General features: G+C 42.9%; 13 protein-coding genes. 4 read left to right on the top strand and 9 right to left on the bottom strand.

Translation table 11 applies throughout. From position 1 onward, the window contains the following. The 3 genes from ACE1SE_RS14595 to ACE1SE_RS14585 form a co-directional block, all read right to left on the bottom strand. On the bottom strand, positions 1-534 hold the full coding sequence (locus ACE1SE_RS14595; protein WP_374051482.1) for an RNase A-like domain-containing protein: 534 nt from the start codon (positions 532-534) through the stop codon (positions 1-3). Continuing rightward, a complete protein-coding gene (locus tag ACE1SE_RS14590; RefSeq protein WP_374051481.1) occupies positions 534-4,703 on the bottom strand; it encodes a DUF6531 domain-containing protein in 4,170 nt (1,389 codons plus the stop codon). The genes ACE1SE_RS14595 and ACE1SE_RS14590 overlap by 1 nt, the downstream gene beginning before the upstream one ends. Positions 4,704-5,395: 692 nt before the next feature. Further along, positions 5,396-6,979, bottom strand: coding sequence for an ATP-binding cassette domain-containing protein (locus ACE1SE_RS14585; RefSeq protein WP_374051480.1), 1,584 nt, complete (start codon positions 6,977-6,979; stop codon positions 5,396-5,398). Between the two features lie 230 nt (positions 6,980-7,209). On the opposite strand from ACE1SE_RS14585, the gene mutT reads away from it, so the two are divergent. Beyond that, the gene (mutT, locus tag ACE1SE_RS14580; protein WP_374051479.1) at positions 7,210-7,611 is read left to right on the top strand and encodes an 8-oxo-dGTP diphosphatase MutT; all 402 of its coding nucleotides are present in this window, start codon (positions 7,210-7,212) and stop codon (positions 7,609-7,611) included. Between the two features lie 100 nt (positions 7,612-7,711). Here mutT and yacG read toward each other — a convergent pair whose 3' ends face one another. From yacG to ppdD, 6 genes are all read right to left on the bottom strand, one after another. Next, entirely contained in the window at positions 7,712-7,906 is a 195-nt protein-coding gene (gene yacG, locus ACE1SE_RS14575) for a DNA gyrase inhibitor YacG (protein ID WP_374051478.1), read from the bottom strand. A gap of 170 nt (positions 7,907-8,076) precedes the next feature. Then, complete coding sequence (gene zapD, locus ACE1SE_RS14570) at positions 8,077-8,835, bottom strand: cell division protein ZapD (RefSeq protein WP_374051477.1); 759 nt, start codon at positions 8,833-8,835, stop codon at positions 8,077-8,079. Next, complete coding sequence (gene coaE, locus ACE1SE_RS14565) at positions 8,828-9,451, bottom strand: dephospho-CoA kinase (RefSeq protein WP_374051476.1); 624 nt, start codon at positions 9,449-9,451, stop codon at positions 8,828-8,830. Before coaE ends, zapD begins: the two co-directional genes overlap by 8 nt. 132 nt (positions 9,452-9,583) lie before the next feature. Then, on the bottom strand, positions 9,584-10,783 hold the full coding sequence (gene hofC / locus ACE1SE_RS14560; protein ID WP_374051475.1) for a protein transport protein HofC: 1,200 nt from the start codon (positions 10,781-10,783) through the stop codon (positions 9,584-9,586). Further along, positions 10,780-12,279, bottom strand: a complete 1,500-nt coding sequence (gspE, locus tag ACE1SE_RS14555; RefSeq protein ID WP_374051474.1) for a type II secretion system protein GspE — start codon at positions 12,277-12,279, stop codon at positions 10,780-10,782. Before gspE ends, hofC begins: the two co-directional genes overlap by 4 nt. An 80-nt stretch (positions 12,280-12,359) precedes the next feature. After that, positions 12,360-12,782: a prepilin peptidase-dependent pilin gene (gene ppdD / locus ACE1SE_RS14550; RefSeq protein ID WP_374051473.1), complete on the bottom strand. Its 423-nt coding sequence runs from the start codon at positions 12,780-12,782 to the stop codon at positions 12,360-12,362. Positions 12,783-13,154: 372 nt separating this feature from the next. On the opposite strand from ppdD, the gene ampD reads away from it, so the two are divergent. The 3 genes from ampD (at position 13,155) to pdhR (ending at position 15,780) form a co-directional block, all read left to right on the top strand. After that, positions 13,155-13,706, top strand: coding sequence for a 1,6-anhydro-N-acetylmuramyl-L-alanine amidase AmpD (gene ampD / locus ACE1SE_RS14545; protein ID WP_374051472.1), 552 nt, complete (start codon positions 13,155-13,157; stop codon positions 13,704-13,706). Further along, positions 13,703-14,557: a beta-lactamase regulator AmpE gene (ampE, locus tag ACE1SE_RS14540; RefSeq protein ID WP_374051471.1), complete on the top strand. Its 855-nt coding sequence runs from the start codon at positions 13,703-13,705 to the stop codon at positions 14,555-14,557. The genes ampD and ampE overlap by 4 nt, the downstream gene beginning before the upstream one ends. 458 nt (positions 14,558-15,015) lie before the next feature. Further along, positions 15,016-15,780: a pyruvate dehydrogenase complex transcriptional repressor PdhR gene (gene pdhR, locus ACE1SE_RS14535; RefSeq protein ID WP_099131626.1), complete on the top strand. Its 765-nt coding sequence runs from the start codon at positions 15,016-15,018 to the stop codon at positions 15,778-15,780. Positions 15,781-15,975: the final 195 nt, after the last annotated feature.

Below are 15,975 nucleotides of genomic sequence, written 5' to 3'. Positions count from 1 at the left end.
CTACCCCGGAAATGAAGTTAATATATGGTATTTACCGTCACCAGTACTCTTAAGAATAACTCGTGCGTTTGTAGCATCAGTCATTACAGGGTTTTTCCTTTTTACCCCCCTACCAATAATATCAGCACCTGTATGATCTAATCTTAATTTATCGCCAGCCTGAGCGCTTCTTGCCCAAGCGTTAACAGTGTTTCTATTATCCCTGATCGTTTGTGATATGACCTTTTCCGCAATACTGCCGTTGGTGTAAGTACTTGAACCACTAATTCTTCGGCTAGAAGCTAAACGATCAAGTAATTGAGCATCGGTTTTTCCAACGTGCCTTTCTATAGCATGTCCGCCTGCTTTTTCATGATGTTTAAGCCACGTTGGCTGAGTTGAAGGAAAATTGGAGGATTCTCTGGCTGTCTTACTCGCAGCAATATTATCAAGAACACCTTGTTTAATATTTCCACAATCGTCGCCTGCCAACCCAAATGGGTCAATAAAATTGGTAGAGTTGTGAACATACCCGTAAGGATTCAACCCCCCCATCAGCCCGATGGGGTCGGCGAGATATATTGCCCGGTCTCCGGCGAATAATACCGGAACCGATTATAGTATAAACCCGATTCCGTATCTTCATATTGCCCCATAAACCGGAAGTGACACTGGACATGGTGATCAGGGTGATGAGATGGCACGCCGCCCCGGTTTTCAGCCTTGCCCCAGGTGGTCAGATGCTGACCCCAGACCATCTCGCCTTGCTCATCCAGCAATTCCCGTACGGTGCCCTGATGGTCGCTGATAGCGTAGTGCAGTTTGCCCCGTTCAAAACGCGCGGCCGGCGTCAGGCTGCCCGGTTCATATAACCAGCGCACGCGCCGCTCTTCCAGCCGGGTGCCGTCAAGTTGGTACGGCACTTCCTCAATCAACTGATCCCCGCTCCATAGATAATCATAGCCGCCGAGTGCCTTTGGATTTTCAGGCAAATCCGGCTTACCCACCAGCCACAGTTGCAAATTAGCGGCAGTCAATTTTCCATCGCGCGCCTTAATTTTGCGAATTCTTCTGCCAAACGGATCGTATTTGTACTGCCAGCGTGAGCCATCCGGGGTTTCTAAGTGGGTGAGCTGGTTTTGGCTGTCCCAGCGGTAGCGCCAGATTTGCGGGCGGAAGCCGTCATGCTGCTCGATTTTTTCGATAAGTCTGCCGTTATCATCATAGTGATAATGTGAATCGCCCCGCTGCACCACCCGCCCGGCCTGCTGGCGTTGTGTGAGTTGTTCCATCATACTCTGCGCATCGGTGGGTAAATGTTGGCTCAGGTTGCCATTGGCATCGTAACTGAATTGCTCTTCATGGGAGCGCAATCCACCGAACAGGCTATGCAGTATCTGGCCGTTAGCATTGTAACGATAGCGGGTTTGTCCCCAACTGTCGTCAATGACCCTGACATTATGCGCCCGGTCGTATTGCCAGCTTCGGTTAACAGCGGTCGCTTGTGGCGGGAAATGAGGATCGTTTTGTGCCAGCATTTCCCGGAAAAAGGGGCTGTTCCGCCCGGCTGACTGATGGGCCAGCAAGCCAGTTGCAGTGTAGCGGCTGGCTAGGATAAAACCGCTGGCACTTTCGCGTACCGTTTCCCTTCCCAGTGCATCATGTTGGAGAGTCAGTGGTGTATGCTGGTTGAACTGGAAGTGATTCAGTGCACCTGACAAAGGATGATAGCCAAAGTGCAGGGTGTTACCATCAAGGTTTTCATTGATCAGCCGCCCGGTCAGGTTGTCCCATTCGCGGATGATTTCCCGACCATTGATACGTTCACAGATCGGCAGGCCAGTGGTTTTATCATACTCATATTCCACCATGGCATCAGCATTGGCGGCTTTAACCAGCTGATGCCGTTTGTTGTATTCATAAGTGGTAGTAGCTTTCAGTACCAGCTGATTTTCTTCTGGCTGCCAGCTTTCCTGTCTGACCAGCAACCCCGCAACTGAATAGTGCCAGCGGAGTTGTTGACCGTCGGGATAGTGTACCTGGGTGCGGCGTCCCAGTTTATCGTACTGATAGTCCAGAGTACGCCCGGTAAAATCGGTTTCCCGGATGATTTGACCGGCAGCATCCCGCTCATAACGGTAGGTTTCGCCGGTGGAGGCCGTGACTGAATTCAAGCGAGTCAAGCGATCATAGCCAAAATGCAGCATCGTACCATCAGGCCGAGTCACCTGAGTCAGCAGGTCAAACGCGCCGTAAGTGTAGCGTGTGGTGCGCCCTTCGCCATCAGTCACCGCCACCACTCGTCGCTCAGTGTCATATTCAAGTTGCTGCGTTGTGCCATCCGGCAGTTCGATGTCGGTCAGGCTGCCATTGAGGTTGGCATGGGTACTGCTGTAACGGTAGTGAGTCTGTTGTTTCAGGGCATCGGTGATTTGGTGCAAGCGACCGAGTTCATCCAGTTGTAAGCCGGTAGTCTGGCCGTCCGGCGTTATAACCGCTGCCAGTCGTTGTTGTTTATCGTAGGTATAGTGCCACTGGCGACCATCCGGCAGTAGGTGCTGGCGTAATTCTCCATGTGTACCGTATTGGTATTCCTCTTTGTGCCCCAGTGGATTAGTCAGCGCCACCAGATTGCCTTGCTCATCATAGTGGAATTTCCAACGCTCACCGGTCGGCAGAACACTTTCGATCAGCTGCCCATGTTCGTCATAACCGTAAGCAAAAATTTCACCTGTTGGCAGCTTCATTCCCGTCAGTGCACCATCAGGGTTGTAATCGAAGGTAGTGACATTGCCAGCAGGATCTTCTTCCCACATTTTCTGGCTGTTGTGCCACTGTCGACGAGTGATTCTTCCTAATGGATCAATTTCACGGAAAACCAGTCCATTGTGATCGTAATGGTGCTGAGTTTCCCCTCCCTCAGCATCTCGGTAGGTAGTGATACGCAACCGATCATCATAGTGAAAACTATCGCACCAGTAACCACTGGCCGTATTCGTTGTCAGAACCCGCCCTTGTTCATCATAAGTGAGGTTAAAATCAGTCTGGTCGGTGTCATGCCAGCGGATCATCCGCCCCTGAACATCATATTCATGCCACAGGTGATTGTGCTGGAATGCATCACACTCATTGAGATAGCCTTGTGGATCATAATGACAGGTCACTAATCGCTGCTGTTTCTGCTGTTCGAGATAATCTACTGTCTGGAGTTGCTGCTCTTTATAGCCCAGAATTATCCTGAAACCATCCGTGCGTGTAATTTCGATGAGTTGTGATTGTGCATCATAAATAAATTGGATAGCGTTTTGGCGACGATCGGTGATCGCGGACAGCTTGCGGAGAGAGCCGATCGCGTAATTGAAATGGTAAATCAGTTGCGATCGGCGATCGGTCAATTGCAGTTCGCCGTTCAATACCCCCGTCAGCACGTAATGAGGAATATGCTGATTACGGGCAAGTACTGTGTTATCCGGTGTGCTGAAATGGTAGATCACGCCGTCAGCATCCGTGAAATTCACTTTGCCATCAGATAATTCTAACTGGCGTGACCAGTCATCGGCCCATTTCGGCCCAAACAGGCCGTTGTATTTAGCGGTGGAGCGATAGGTACGAGTGAGGATGATGGGTAGCAATCCGGGAATGGCAATAACCGGCCAGACTTGCAGGAAGTCGCCGGTGGCCATATCGACAGGTTCACCTTTTATACTGCACGTCCCAGTGCAACTGCCGTCTTTTTCGCTGGATTTGTTGACGATGTTATCTTGTTCAGCGTGTTGGGGTTTGGTTTCTGTGGTAGTTTGGGGTTTTTCTTTGATCTTGGCACCTGTTTCTGCAACTTTCGCTGCTTCGCCGGTTTTTGCCGCCATGGCACCTGTTTCTGCAACTTTCGCTGCTTCACCGGTTTTTGCCGCCATGGCACCTGTTTCTGCAACTTTCGCTGCTTCACTGGTTTTTGTCGCCATGGCACCTGTTTTTGCAATTTTCTCTATTTCGATAGTTTTAGTCACTGGGCCAGCAGTTCCCACGCCTTTTGCCGGGCTGATAAACATGGCAACATTAAATGCTGTATCACCCACACGTTGCCCAGGGGTATCCAGTGTCATCTTGTATTCATCCAGATTAAACTGGTTTGCATTCGTGCGGTTGGTATCCGCTATTTCGCTTATTATTTTAGCCTGCTTTTCGGTGTCACTATTGCCAAACACTTTTCCCCAAAAAGCTAACGAATTTGCTGAATTGTCCATCTCACGGCTGGCGTTCAGCATACCGCCTTGAACTGTCAATTCTGCCAGTCCAACGGCGGTATTACTGGCAGATTTGACAATTCCTTTACCCTGCTCAATCGGATTCCAGCCGCTTACGGTTGACAGATCTTGTTTTGTTTCTTTGGCCTTATCTACGACAGCGTTTCCCAACGCTTTCCCCATCGCTTTAAAGCCTTTCCATATACTCATTTCGGGTTTAATTTCCGGTGTGACAGCAGGATTCGCCTCATGAGGTGGATTAGCTGCCTGTGGTGCCTGTCCGACAATTTTACCTACAGTGTTGCCTTCCCCAGTAGGGCTGTCATCCCGGACTTTTTTCGGTAACGGGGAGTTTGGTTTGGGGTATTCAATATGGGGATTGTGATCTTTTCGATTTTTCGAATCTTTCGGCTCTTTCGAACCTGCTGATTCTGTAAGCGTTTTATTGCTTGCTAATTTGGCTTCATTGTTTTCTGTCATGATGACTGTCCTTATGCCCCGTTCATCCAAAATTTATCGCTGTGATGCAATACCAGTTTGTTGCCCGCTCGTAATGGCAGGGTCACCACCCAGCCCCATCCGGTAACCCGACTTTACCAGTTATTCCTGTTACGGAACTGAAGATGTCGCTGGCGTTAAGCCAGAATGATTTTTTCCGTTCGTAATAAAAAAATATGCCGAAAATAATAAGGAGCGGACAATTAAAAACCAAATAAAATCAAGTAGAGGAAAAAAGAGAGTTGTACAATCACAGAATAAAAAGTTAAAAACATTGCCGTTGTAAAATAAATTTTCGCCAGATTTACTCTGGTGAGTGCATCATACTGAATTATTTTGCGCTTAAATTGAGAGTGTTTTTATAACATAATGAATTGCGAATAAAAAAACAGGTCTCGTTTTATATTAACCATGATCATTTCTATTTTGTGATTTTATTCACAAAAAAGGTTATTTTGGAAAAAATGAAATTTTTTAGCAAATTCAATACCGAAGTGCAACATTATCCCGAATATTAAAGGGCAGATTTCTGCCCTATAGTGATAGTAACTTCCGTTTCCATTGCTCCACAATTTCCCGCTTTTCTTTCAGATAGTCATAACGATCATATAGATCTTATTCTGCAAAAATATCCTTCAATGAAACTTACTTAAGAAATAGATTTGAGGGTTTTGTCATAATACTAATTCCTGCATATTGCCTACATTTTTAATGAAATTATCGTCGTGAGAAATAAGTATCATCGCTCCTGTATAATCATGTAGCACTTTTTGTAGCAGTTCACGTGATTCAATATCCAGATGATTATCTGGTTCATCCAGTAACAGCAAGGCAGATGCATATGGTCCACAAAACAGGCAAGCCAGCGCAACCTTAAGTTGTTCTCCTCCACTGAGATAACTGATAGGTTTCAAGGCTTCCTCTCCGCGAATACGCAATTGTGCCAACCGAGTACGGTAACGATCTTCTGTCCAGCCTGGTGACTGTAATTGAAAGTTATGTAGCGCAGATTGGTTTTTATCAAGAAATGAAAAATGCTGATCCATCAGACTATGTGAAGGAGTGATACGACAGATACCCTGTTTCGGAACCAGTGAACCCGTCATTGCCTTTAATAAGGTGGATTTTCCACTGCCATTTTTACCTGTGATAGCAATCCGATCACCATTATTGATGGTTAAACTGATGGGAGTGCCAGAGCCGAAGGGCAGAATGACATCCTGAAGATAAAGTAACGGAGAAGTTGCTGCTTGTGGAGTCGCAACAGCGATTGACAGCGGATCGATAATTTCTAGTTTTGCTCTGGCTTCTGTGGCTAATGAAGAGCTGCGTTGCAATCGTTCTTCATTCTGTTTTGCTATCCGTGATAATGTTGCTTCTGAGCGTCCTAATGCGTGATCAAGGAGGATTTTGGCCTGATTGGCACTTTCCCGCCGTTGCTTACCTTGACTTTGCCTTTTGTTGATCTTCTCATGATCTTTTTGCTTATCACGTAAGGCTTGTTTCAGGCTTTTCCTTGTTTGCTCCACTTCACGTTGAATGCCCAACTGGAGTTGCTCTTTACTTTCCAGCCAGGTTTCCCATCCACCGATACTGCGAGATAACCCTAATCCGCTAAGTTCGTAAACGACTGATACATGCTGTAATAGTTGGGTATCATGGGTAACCAGCAGAACTCCGCCATCAAAAGCACTTAACCATTGAGCCAGCCAAAGGCGACCTTGTCGGTCAAGGTGATTGCTTGGTTCATCCAGAATCATAAAACCTGCGCCTTGACGTTTCAGTGCCAACAACCTGATCCGTGTTTGTTCTCCACCGCTCAAGAAATTAAAAGGTTGATTTAACACGCTTGGATTGAGCTCACCTTCTGCCAGTAAAGACTCGGTTTGAAATTGCCAATCCCAGTTTCCTTCCATAGCATCAAAATCTGCTTCATCACCAATCCCAGCCAGAACACGTTCATTGGCTCTCATGATTTTGGTTAATCCCAGCATATCCGCGGCATTACCGGAAAAAGGTGTTAAACCTTGTGACAAATAGCCCACCTCACAAACATGTCTTACACTACCTTCTGTGGGAAGGATCTGCTGTGCCAGTATTGATGCCAGCCAGGATTTACCAATACCATTGCGTCCAACTAACGCATGTTGTTCTGCATTTAAAAATATATCGATACCAGAAAACAGAGGCATTGTTTCACCAGAAAATTGATAGGCGATTTGCCGTGCTTCGATCAATGATTGAACATTACTTAGCATAAACCGTGCTTCCTTAATTCTTAAAATAGTCATTTCAATCTATTTGTAGGTTAATTTCTGACACTGTTTACAGCTTGTTTTCACATGATTTGTTTTTTCCAGAGAGGTAATTGGTAATAAAAAGCGATTACACTTTGCTTGAAATACAAATTTGCGGCTTAAACTCATTCTAATGTAATCTGCAAGGGATAGTGACTTAAGTTGAATAATAGACGGTAAGAAAAGCGATTATGGAAAAAAAACATCTGCATATTGCAGCAGGTATTATTAAAAATAGCAATGATGAAATTTTTATCACTCAGCGTAGGGCTGATTCACATATGGGCGGTTTTTGGGAGTTTCCTGGAGGAAAACTGGAACAGGGAGAAACACCTGAACAAGCATTAATTAGAGAATTAAAAGAAGAAGTTGGGATCACAGTTACGCACTGTGAATTAATTAACACCATAAAACATGATTTTCCTGATAGAAGTATCACCCTTGATTTTTTTCTGGTTGATGAATGGGAAGACGAGCCATTTGGTAAAGAAGGGCAACCTTCCCGTTGGGTTTTACAATCAGAATTAATTGCTGATGAATTTCCTCCAGCAAACCGTAGTATTGTCGGCTTTCTAACCCAAAATGGTTCATGATAAAGGATTTTTAATAAATTAGGTGATTAAATCATTCAATATAAGCGGCGCCAAATAAAACAGGCGCCGCTATAACATACGTTACGTGATATTACTTATATTATTCAGGCTGTTCGCTCCAGTCATCATTTTCTGAACAGTCACTTTGGCTTGCTATTCGTTTTTCTTCGCTGGCCCATTCACCCAAGTCGATTAATTGGCAACGTTTACTGCAAAATGGCCGATATGGGCTAATTTCTCCCCATACTACCGTGTTGCCACATGTTGGACATTCGACAGTCAATACTTCAGACATAATACTCTCTCCCGCTCGATTTGAAGGTCATACCCTTCATTTTTACATCGCAGCTTTGTTGGCTGAACTCATTGTTTTAATGATGTATTTATAAATACAGAATGAGTCACGTTATTGGGAATTTATTTCCTTACTGTCGTTCTGCGATTTTAAATTTATTGAGCCTAATGTTAACAGTAAGCCAATTCAAATGACAAATGGGTGGGTACAACACCATTCTCACTATCCATTGGTAAAAAACGGATGGCGAAACGTGTTTTGTAGCCGGAGACTTGTGGGTAAACCAATGTATCTGGCACCACGTCCAATTTTAATCTCAACAAATCGGCTTCATCGGCATTCCCCTGATAAAATCCGTTGTGGCTGATTTTAGGGGTGAAAGTGGCGGAATGGCGTATGAGTTCCAGAATGCTTTCCAAGGCTTGTTGTAATGGACGAAGGCTGTCTAGCCAGGCTGTGACGGATTTATCCCTGACAGATTGTGGTAAATGCAGCCACAGGTGCAATGTTGGCAAGTCAAAACTACAACATCCTCCAGGGATGCTGAGACGTTGGCGTACCATGCTGATAATACGATCTTCTTTGATAAATTGGTTAAGCCGTGGAGCTTGGTTCAAGGCAATACTGCGTTCTTTAAGTTGCTCTGTTAAACTATGGATCATAGCCGTATCGGCATTCGGAGCGCCGAGCCATTGTTTTAATTTCGCTTGCTGGCGATCCAGCTCTTTCAATAGCTCAGAGCGGACTTCTCCGCGTTCCATGATTTCAATTAGTTCAGAAATTGTACGGAAAAACGAAAGGCTACTCGCCTGAGAATCTAGATGACGTTGTTTTTCCAACTGTTGCAGTGAAGACTCAATCCTCAACCATGAACGCATTTTTTCATTGAGTGGATGTTCAAAAATAATAGTGGAGGTTGCATCACTCATTACGATTTTCCTGTCTGACTGATTTTGCTTGTTTTAAATACTGTTGATGTAGCTCGACCACACGAGAGCTAATATCCTGTTCACTGTTGTAGTTAACGATGACATCATCTGCCTTTTCCAGTCTGTCCTGACGGCTGGCCTGTGCAGCCAGAATATTTTCTACTTGCTCACGGCTGACTCCATCACGAGCTATAGTTCGGGTAATCTGTACTTCAACTGGGACATCAACAACTAAAACACGCTCTGCCAAATGCATTAAATTGTTTTCAATGAGCAAAGGAACGACCCAGATGACATAGGGGGCAGTCACCTGATTTAATTGCCGCTGTGTTTCTATTTGGATCCGTGGATGTAACAGTGCATTGAGCCACTGTTTCGCTTCTGGGGCAGCAAAAACTTTTTGGCGCAACATGGCGCGATTAAGGCTGCCATCGGGCAATAATATATCGGCCCCAAAGTGTTCTGTGATTGCTTGTAGTGCGGGAGTGCCAGGAGCTACAACTTCTCTGGCGATAATATCTGCATCAACAAGCGGGACACCAAGGGATGAAAATACATTAGAGATAGTCGTTTTACCGCTACCAATTCCACCTGTAAGTGCAACAATATAAGTCATTCTATCCCTTTAAATATCTCTGATAGCATAATCAAATTGTAACTCAAGGGAAGCTGATGGGCTATAAACAAACACGTACAATTCTTGCTTTGGCAGCCTTGAGAAAAGATAACGGAATATGTAAATACTTTGTTAAGTTAATATGGTGCCTAATTGAAAAATAGGCAGGTACATGGCCAGTAATAATAGACCGACAATCAAGGCCATTATTAACATCAAAAAAGGTTCTAATGATTGAACCAAACTATCAGCAAGGTTGATTGATTTTTCTTGATACCATTCTGCAAGATTGAATAAAAATAATTCTAATTCTCCTGATTCTTCACCTATCATGACAAATTGTTGGCATAATGCAGGAAAATAGGCTGTTTGTTTTAATGCGTCACTCATTGGAATGCCTTGTTGAATTTGCCTGTGTAGGTTTTTCACTCCAGCGATAAAAACAGGATGCTGGGTTGCACTGAGGGCACATTCAAGCCCTGCCATTAGTGTTAACCTCGCTTTCTGTGTCATAAACAGAATATGAAATATTTGATTAGTCTGTTGATAAATTGTGAGTTGCTTAAAAATAGGGAGTCTCAGGAAGAGCATTTTTTCTTTTACTTTAAAAATGGGGAAACGGTGACGTAGCCAGAGATAACTGGTTAATAATATAAATATTATTAACAATAGTAATACGCCATGATGGATTAATAAATCAGAACCAGATAGAACCCACTGTGTTAACAAGGGCAGGGTGGCATTTAGCGAAGAATAAACTTGTCGAAATTCTGGCAGAACAAAAATTAACATCAGGATAATAACTAAAAAGCTCACAAAAGCGACTATCAAGGGATAGTGATAAGCCTTTTGAATTTTCTTCCCCAACCTATTTTGCTGTTCCAACCGATTAATGATTAATTGGCAGCAGTTTTCTAGCTGACCGGTTTGTTCTCCTACTGCGATAAGTTGACAGAATAAGGGAGAAAATAGCTTCGGATAGTGTTCGAGTGTGGCGGAGAATGCTTCTCCCTGACGAATTTTCTGAATTATATCCGCCAATACACATCGCCAAAGGGTATATTTACACTCTTGCAGTAAAATAGTTAGTCCCTTGAGTAAAGGGATGCCTGAAGTCAGTAACGTACTTAACTGGTGAATAAAATGCAGGCGATAGGAAACTTCTTTTTTGCTGTAATAAATAATTTTTTTACATTTAATGGCATAGGGTTGAAGATCGAGATGGCTGAGGTATTGGAATACACTTTTTTTATTGTGCCCAATACTCTCTCCCGTTATGGATTTTCCATTCTTGTTAATTGCCTGCCATTGGTAAATATATTCTATTTTCATACTGTCTCATGGCCTGTAATCTGATAAATCTCTTCAAGAGTGGTTATTCCTTTTTCCGCTAATGTCAGTCCTGCTGAAAAAAGCGTTGCATCTTGTTGTAAGGCAGGTAAATGTGAAAGGCTGGAATTAGAACTCTCAAACAGAGCTTGCTGGAGTTCAGGTTTGATTTCGAGAAATTCATAGATGGCAGTTCTGCCATAATAACCAGAGAAGCAGTGATCACAACCAACCGCATTCCATTTTTTTATAGATATTGAACCAGTCATATTAGGAATTTCTGTGGGTATACTGTCTTGTTGTCGACAATGGGAGCAGAGCTTACGAACCAGTCGCTGTGCAATAATCAATTTCACACATGAGGCTGTGGTATAGCCAGAAATTCCCAGATTATGCAGGCGAGATAACGTATCAATAGTGGAATTGGTATGTAATGTTGATAAAACCAAGTGACCTGTTTGGGCTGCTTTCATTGATATTTCAGCGGTTTCATTATCACGGATCTCACCAACCATAATGATATCGGGATCTTGCCGCAATAATGCCCTGAGAACTTTGGCAAAATCGAGACCAATCTTGTTATTAACAGGCGTTTGGTTGATGCCATTTAAAGGAATTTCGACAGGATCTTCGACACTACAGATATTCTTTTTAGTTTGGTTTAAATATTGCAGACAGCTATATAATGTAACGGTCTTTCCGCTTCCCGTCGGACCAGTGACTAAAATCATCCCTTGTGGTAAATGGAGTTTTTGTTTTAAAAGTTGTAATTGTGATTCAGGCAGCCCTAACTGTTCCAGAGATAGTTGATGTATGGTATTTAAAATACGCAGGACTATTTTTTCCCCATGTAGTGTGGGGAGTGTTGATATACGAATCGCATAACTGTTTTTGTTGTCACTCCAGTCAAATTGCCCATCTTGAGGCTGGCGTTTTTCAGCAATATTGAGCTTTGCCATAATTTTTAAGCGGGCAGGAATACCCGTATTCATTTGAGAAGGAGGTGTCTGCATGGTATGTAATGTGCCATCAACTCGAATACGTATTTGGTAGCCATATTGAGATGGTTCAAAGTGAATATCTGAAGCTCTTTTTTGTATTGAAGTTAATATTGTCTGATTAATTAATTGAATAATGGGTGTGTCGATTTCCTCCTCATGGAGATTGTTGGTTTGTATTGCATCATTATAATGAGCATGGCGGCTATCAAGGCGATCTATACGGTACGGTTCTTCTTTATCACTTTCTGAACAGTAATTTTTTGCTGATATTAATGAATTTTCTTCTGTCAACATTGATTCTATTTTTGCTTGTGGCCAAATATCTATATTAACGATTAAACCTGAAATAAATCTCAGTGCGGCAATGAAATCCTCATTAGGTGATTTATTACAGGCAATTGTGATCGTATGGACATCTTTTTTTATAAGAATGGCCTGATGTCGTTGACACAGTTCTTTTATTTCTTTTTCCATTAAGAGGTGATCCTTATTTATCATTATCTTTATTCCTTTAATATTGACGGTGACTTAATTGTTTTCTCTTCCATTTAAAATCGGTCAGGAATAAAAGGGGATGTTTAAACTTTCAAAGTTTCCTGACATTTTAGTTTTAACGATTCATTTTCAGATTCACAAATCACGTGCCATTGAGTGAAACCCGTTTTTGTATCTTGCACAGGTTTTAACGAGGCATGGAGTCCATTAAGGTTTTGCTGGCCTACTATCGTTATCTCTCCCTCTTTTACTGAGATGATGCTGATATAGCGGCTATTGTGGCCTGATGGAATGGAGGGATGACCCGAGTGGCAATCTTTGTAATTTTCAGCTTCAAAGCGACACAGTTCCACACCAGATTTATAAGGCACAATAGCTTGTAGCATATCGGTCAATGCGGCTTTTTGGATATATCCCTGATAACTGGGGATGGCAATTGCGCCGAGAATAGACACGATAGCCATAACAACCATCACTTCAATTAACGTAAATCCTTGTTGCTTCATTTTTTCTCCTTGTATACATATCTGGGCTGATTACCATGTTCAATAGCAGATATACCCCTCATCTTTTAAGTTGCAATCTATTGGGTATCGGCGCCAATAATCATGGAGAAAAAAGAGAAAAATAAAATATCGTTAATGAAATTTATGAAGTCAGCTCGAAAAAATAACTTTATGTTACATTTTTTTGCACAAATTTTTCGAGCCTGCCCGTAACTAAGAAAACACCCGATATATTGGCCGATTGAAGGTGCTAACATGCTAACCTGTTACACTTTAAGCCATAGCATTACGCTTAATGAAGCTGAGTGATATTGGTCATATTGAAAGGGTGATGTTGGCAAGGTGATATTAAATATTAAGGGGGGTAAAAGAATGAAGCTGCATGAAGGGTGGATTGATAGTGCGAGAAAGGTTATTTCCCCGCATTGTGATCTGCGTCCAGAAGGAGAAACAGCAGCATTATTGGTTATTCATAACATTAGTTTACCTCCTGGCAAGTTTGGTGGCCCTTATATTGATCAATTATTTATGGGAACATTAGATCCTAAAACCGATCCTTTTTTCGATGAAATTAAGCACTTACGTGTTTCTGCTCACTGCTTAATCCGGCGTGATGGTGAGATTGTACAATATGTTCCTTTCAATAAAAGAGCTTGGCATGCTGGCGTTTCCTGCTACTGTGACCGTGATAAATGTAATGATTTTTCGATAGGCATTGAACTGGAAGGCACAGATTATGAAGAATTTACTGAAATTCAGTACACTAAATTAGCGGAAGTTACTGAGCTGCTTATTAGCCAATATCCTGATATTCGTGACAATATAACAGGACACAGCGATATCGCGCCGGGAAGGAAAACTGATCCTGGACCTTATTTTTATTGGGAACATTACCGTCAATTATTGAAGGAGCGAGTTGGATGACTCTCTTTATTCTATTGTTAATACTGGCATGGGAACGTGTTTTTAAGATGAGGGATCACTGGCAACTGGAACGCTATTTAGCCCCAGCTTTTGCCAGACTCAAATCACATTCACTATGGGGTAGCTTAGGCATGACCTTTCTGGTCGCTTTATTAACATGGAAGCTTATTGATATTTCTAGCTCTATTGCTTTTGGTATTCTCGCGATTGTGTTGGGTATCATAATCAGTCTGTTATGTATTGGCGCAGGCAGGTTGCGGCATGATTATCGTGGATATCTTCAGGCTGTGCGCCAAGATGATTTTGGACAGCAGAAAAAATATCTTGCTCGTCTGACGATGATTCAGGGAACATTACCCGACACCACAAAAGAAGAACGATTACGTGAAATACAGAATTCATTGATTTGGATAAATTTCCGTTATTATCTTGCCCCTATTTTTTGGTTGGCTGTATTGGGTAAATTCGGTCCGGCGGTTTTGATGGGATATGGCTGCCTCAGAGCTTATCAAAGTTGGTTAGCTCAGCACGCAACGGCAGTGCAGAGAGCTCAATCTGGCGTTGACGGCATACTGCATTGGCTGGATTGGCTTCCTGCACGTTTGGCAGGTATTGCCTATGCTTTGTTAGGACATGGAGAGAAAGCCCTACCCGCTTGGATTGCATCACTCACGGATTTTCGGTCATCACAATACAAAGTAGTCAGTCAATTGGCACAATTTGCATTAAGTAAAGAACCTCATCTTAACCCGATAGAAACGCCTGTTGCTGCTGTAACGTTAGCGAAAAAAGCGACTTTTGCTATTGTGATTATTGTCGCACTGTTGACGATTTATGGGGCATTAGTTTGATAAACAAGAGAAATAGAGGGCTAGATATGCCCTTTATTTTTCTGATTTTCTTTTTAGGATTATTTTGCGCTAAATATTCAGAATAATAAATATTTGGATTTTTTACATAATTTGCGATTTTCTATCTTGCTGTAACGTTTCATTTTGCTCATCTATGCGTTTGAAAAACGTTAAATCTTTCTGGTATCTCTCATCTGAACATCCTCATCCGGTTATAATTTTCTAATAAAATTTAAAATATTTTGTTAAAATTTGCAGATTTTTATGATTTAACCCAAGGTCTTTATAGACAGCTAGTGAATACTTTGTTACTTTAAGACCCTGTATTCTAAATTGGTATTACCAATTGACTTTGACCTGTTAATCAGAGTTTAATGACTAAGATTTAGTCAGTGAGACTTAGTTGAGCAGGGCATAGTCCAAAGCAACATTTACTTATTGAATGGCTTACAGCAGATATGGCCTATAGCAAGATTCGCCAACCAAAGTTATCAGATGTGATTGAGCAGCGTCTTGAACAGCTCATTCTCGAAGGCTCGCTACGCCCGGGAGAAAAACTGCTGCCTGAGCGTGAGCTGGCAAAGCAGTTTGAAGTATCACGTCCTTCATTGCGCGAAGCCATTCAAAAGTTGGAAGCCAAAGGCTTTCTTTTCCGTCGTCAAGGGGGCGGAACTTTCGTACAGAACAATCTGTGGCAAAGTTTCAGCGACCCACTTGCCCAACTTATTGCAGAGAATCAAGAATCCCAGTTCGATCTCCTTGAAGCACGTCATGCGTTAGAGGGGATTGCTGCTTATTATGCAGCCCTTAGAGGAACTGATGAGGATTTCCAACGCATTGAGCAAAGCCATCTTGCCATTCAAGAAGCACAACAAAGTGGTGATGTGAATGCGGAATCTGATGCTGTCTTGCAATACCAACTTGTTGTCACGGAAGCTGCCCATAATGTGGTATTGCTGCATTTATTGCGCTGTATGATCCCAATGTTAGAACAAAATATCAGGCGCAATTTTGAAGTCATTTATACCCGTAAAGAAATGTTGGCAGCGGTTAGTGACCATAGGGCTGAAATCTTTCGCTCTATCATGGCGAGAGAACCGGAAAAAGCCCGTGAGGCCTCTCATCGCCATTTGGCCTTTATTGAAGAAGTTTTATTGGATCTGACTCGTGAACGCACTCGTCGTGAGCGTTCATTGAGACGGCTCCAGCAACATCAGGAATAAGAGCCTGTCCCTTAGGGCGTCGTAGACACATCACATTCCCGAATGGGATAGGTTCTAACTTAACTGTACAGATCCTGACTGCTGCGTTTGTACAGTTGTCGACTCTTTACCGAGAGTTTTAGCGGCAATATATAGCAGGGCCTATCTTCCGGTCATAACAGGCAGTTTCGTCAAAAGGTATGACCAGAAGATAGG

Source organism: Xenorhabdus taiwanensis (assembly GCF_036512875.1).
In the GTDB taxonomy this organism is placed as follows: domain Bacteria; phylum Pseudomonadota; class Gammaproteobacteria; order Enterobacterales; family Enterobacteriaceae; genus Xenorhabdus; species Xenorhabdus taiwanensis.
This window is presented reverse-complemented; position numbering and strand designations above follow the sequence as displayed.

Excerpts from the sequence above, each read along its gene's own strand:
- ampD (WP_374051472.1), top strand. The coding sequence starts at position 13,155 with ATGAAGCTGCATGAAGGGTGGATTGATAGTGCGAGAAAGGTTATTTCC.
- mutT (WP_374051479.1), top strand. The coding sequence starts at position 7,210 with ATGGAAAAAAAACATCTGCATATTGCAGCAGGTATTATTAAAAATAGC.
- ACE1SE_RS14585 (WP_374051480.1), bottom strand. The coding sequence starts at position 6,979 with ATGCTAAGTAATGTTCAATCATTGATCGAAGCACGGCAAATCGCCTAT.
- ampE (WP_374051471.1), top strand. The coding sequence starts at position 13,703 with ATGACTCTCTTTATTCTATTGTTAATACTGGCATGGGAACGTGTTTTT.
- hofC (WP_374051475.1), bottom strand. The coding sequence starts at position 10,783 with ATGAAAATAGAATATATTTACCAATGGCAGGCAATTAACAAGAATGGA.
- ACE1SE_RS14595 (WP_374051482.1), bottom strand. The coding sequence starts at position 534 with ATGGGGGGGTTGAATCCTTACGGGTATGTTCACAACTCTACCAATTTT.
- gspE (WP_374051474.1), bottom strand. The coding sequence starts at position 12,279 with ATGATAAATAAGGATCACCTCTTAATGGAAAAAGAAATAAAAGAACTG.
- ACE1SE_RS14590 (WP_374051481.1), bottom strand. The coding sequence starts at position 4,703 with ATGACAGAAAACAATGAAGCCAAATTAGCAAGCAATAAAACGCTTACA.
- pdhR (WP_099131626.1), top strand. The coding sequence starts at position 15,016 with ATGGCCTATAGCAAGATTCGCCAACCAAAGTTATCAGATGTGATTGAG.
- ppdD (WP_374051473.1), bottom strand. The coding sequence starts at position 12,782 with ATGAAGCAACAAGGATTTACGTTAATTGAAGTGATGGTTGTTATGGCT.
- coaE (WP_374051476.1), bottom strand. The coding sequence starts at position 9,451 with ATGACTTATATTGTTGCACTTACAGGTGGAATTGGTAGCGGTAAAACG.
- yacG (WP_374051478.1), bottom strand. The coding sequence starts at position 7,906 with ATGTCTGAAGTATTGACTGTCGAATGTCCAACATGTGGCAACACGGTA.
- zapD (WP_374051477.1), bottom strand. The coding sequence starts at position 8,835 with ATGAGTGATGCAACCTCCACTATTATTTTTGAACATCCACTCAATGAA.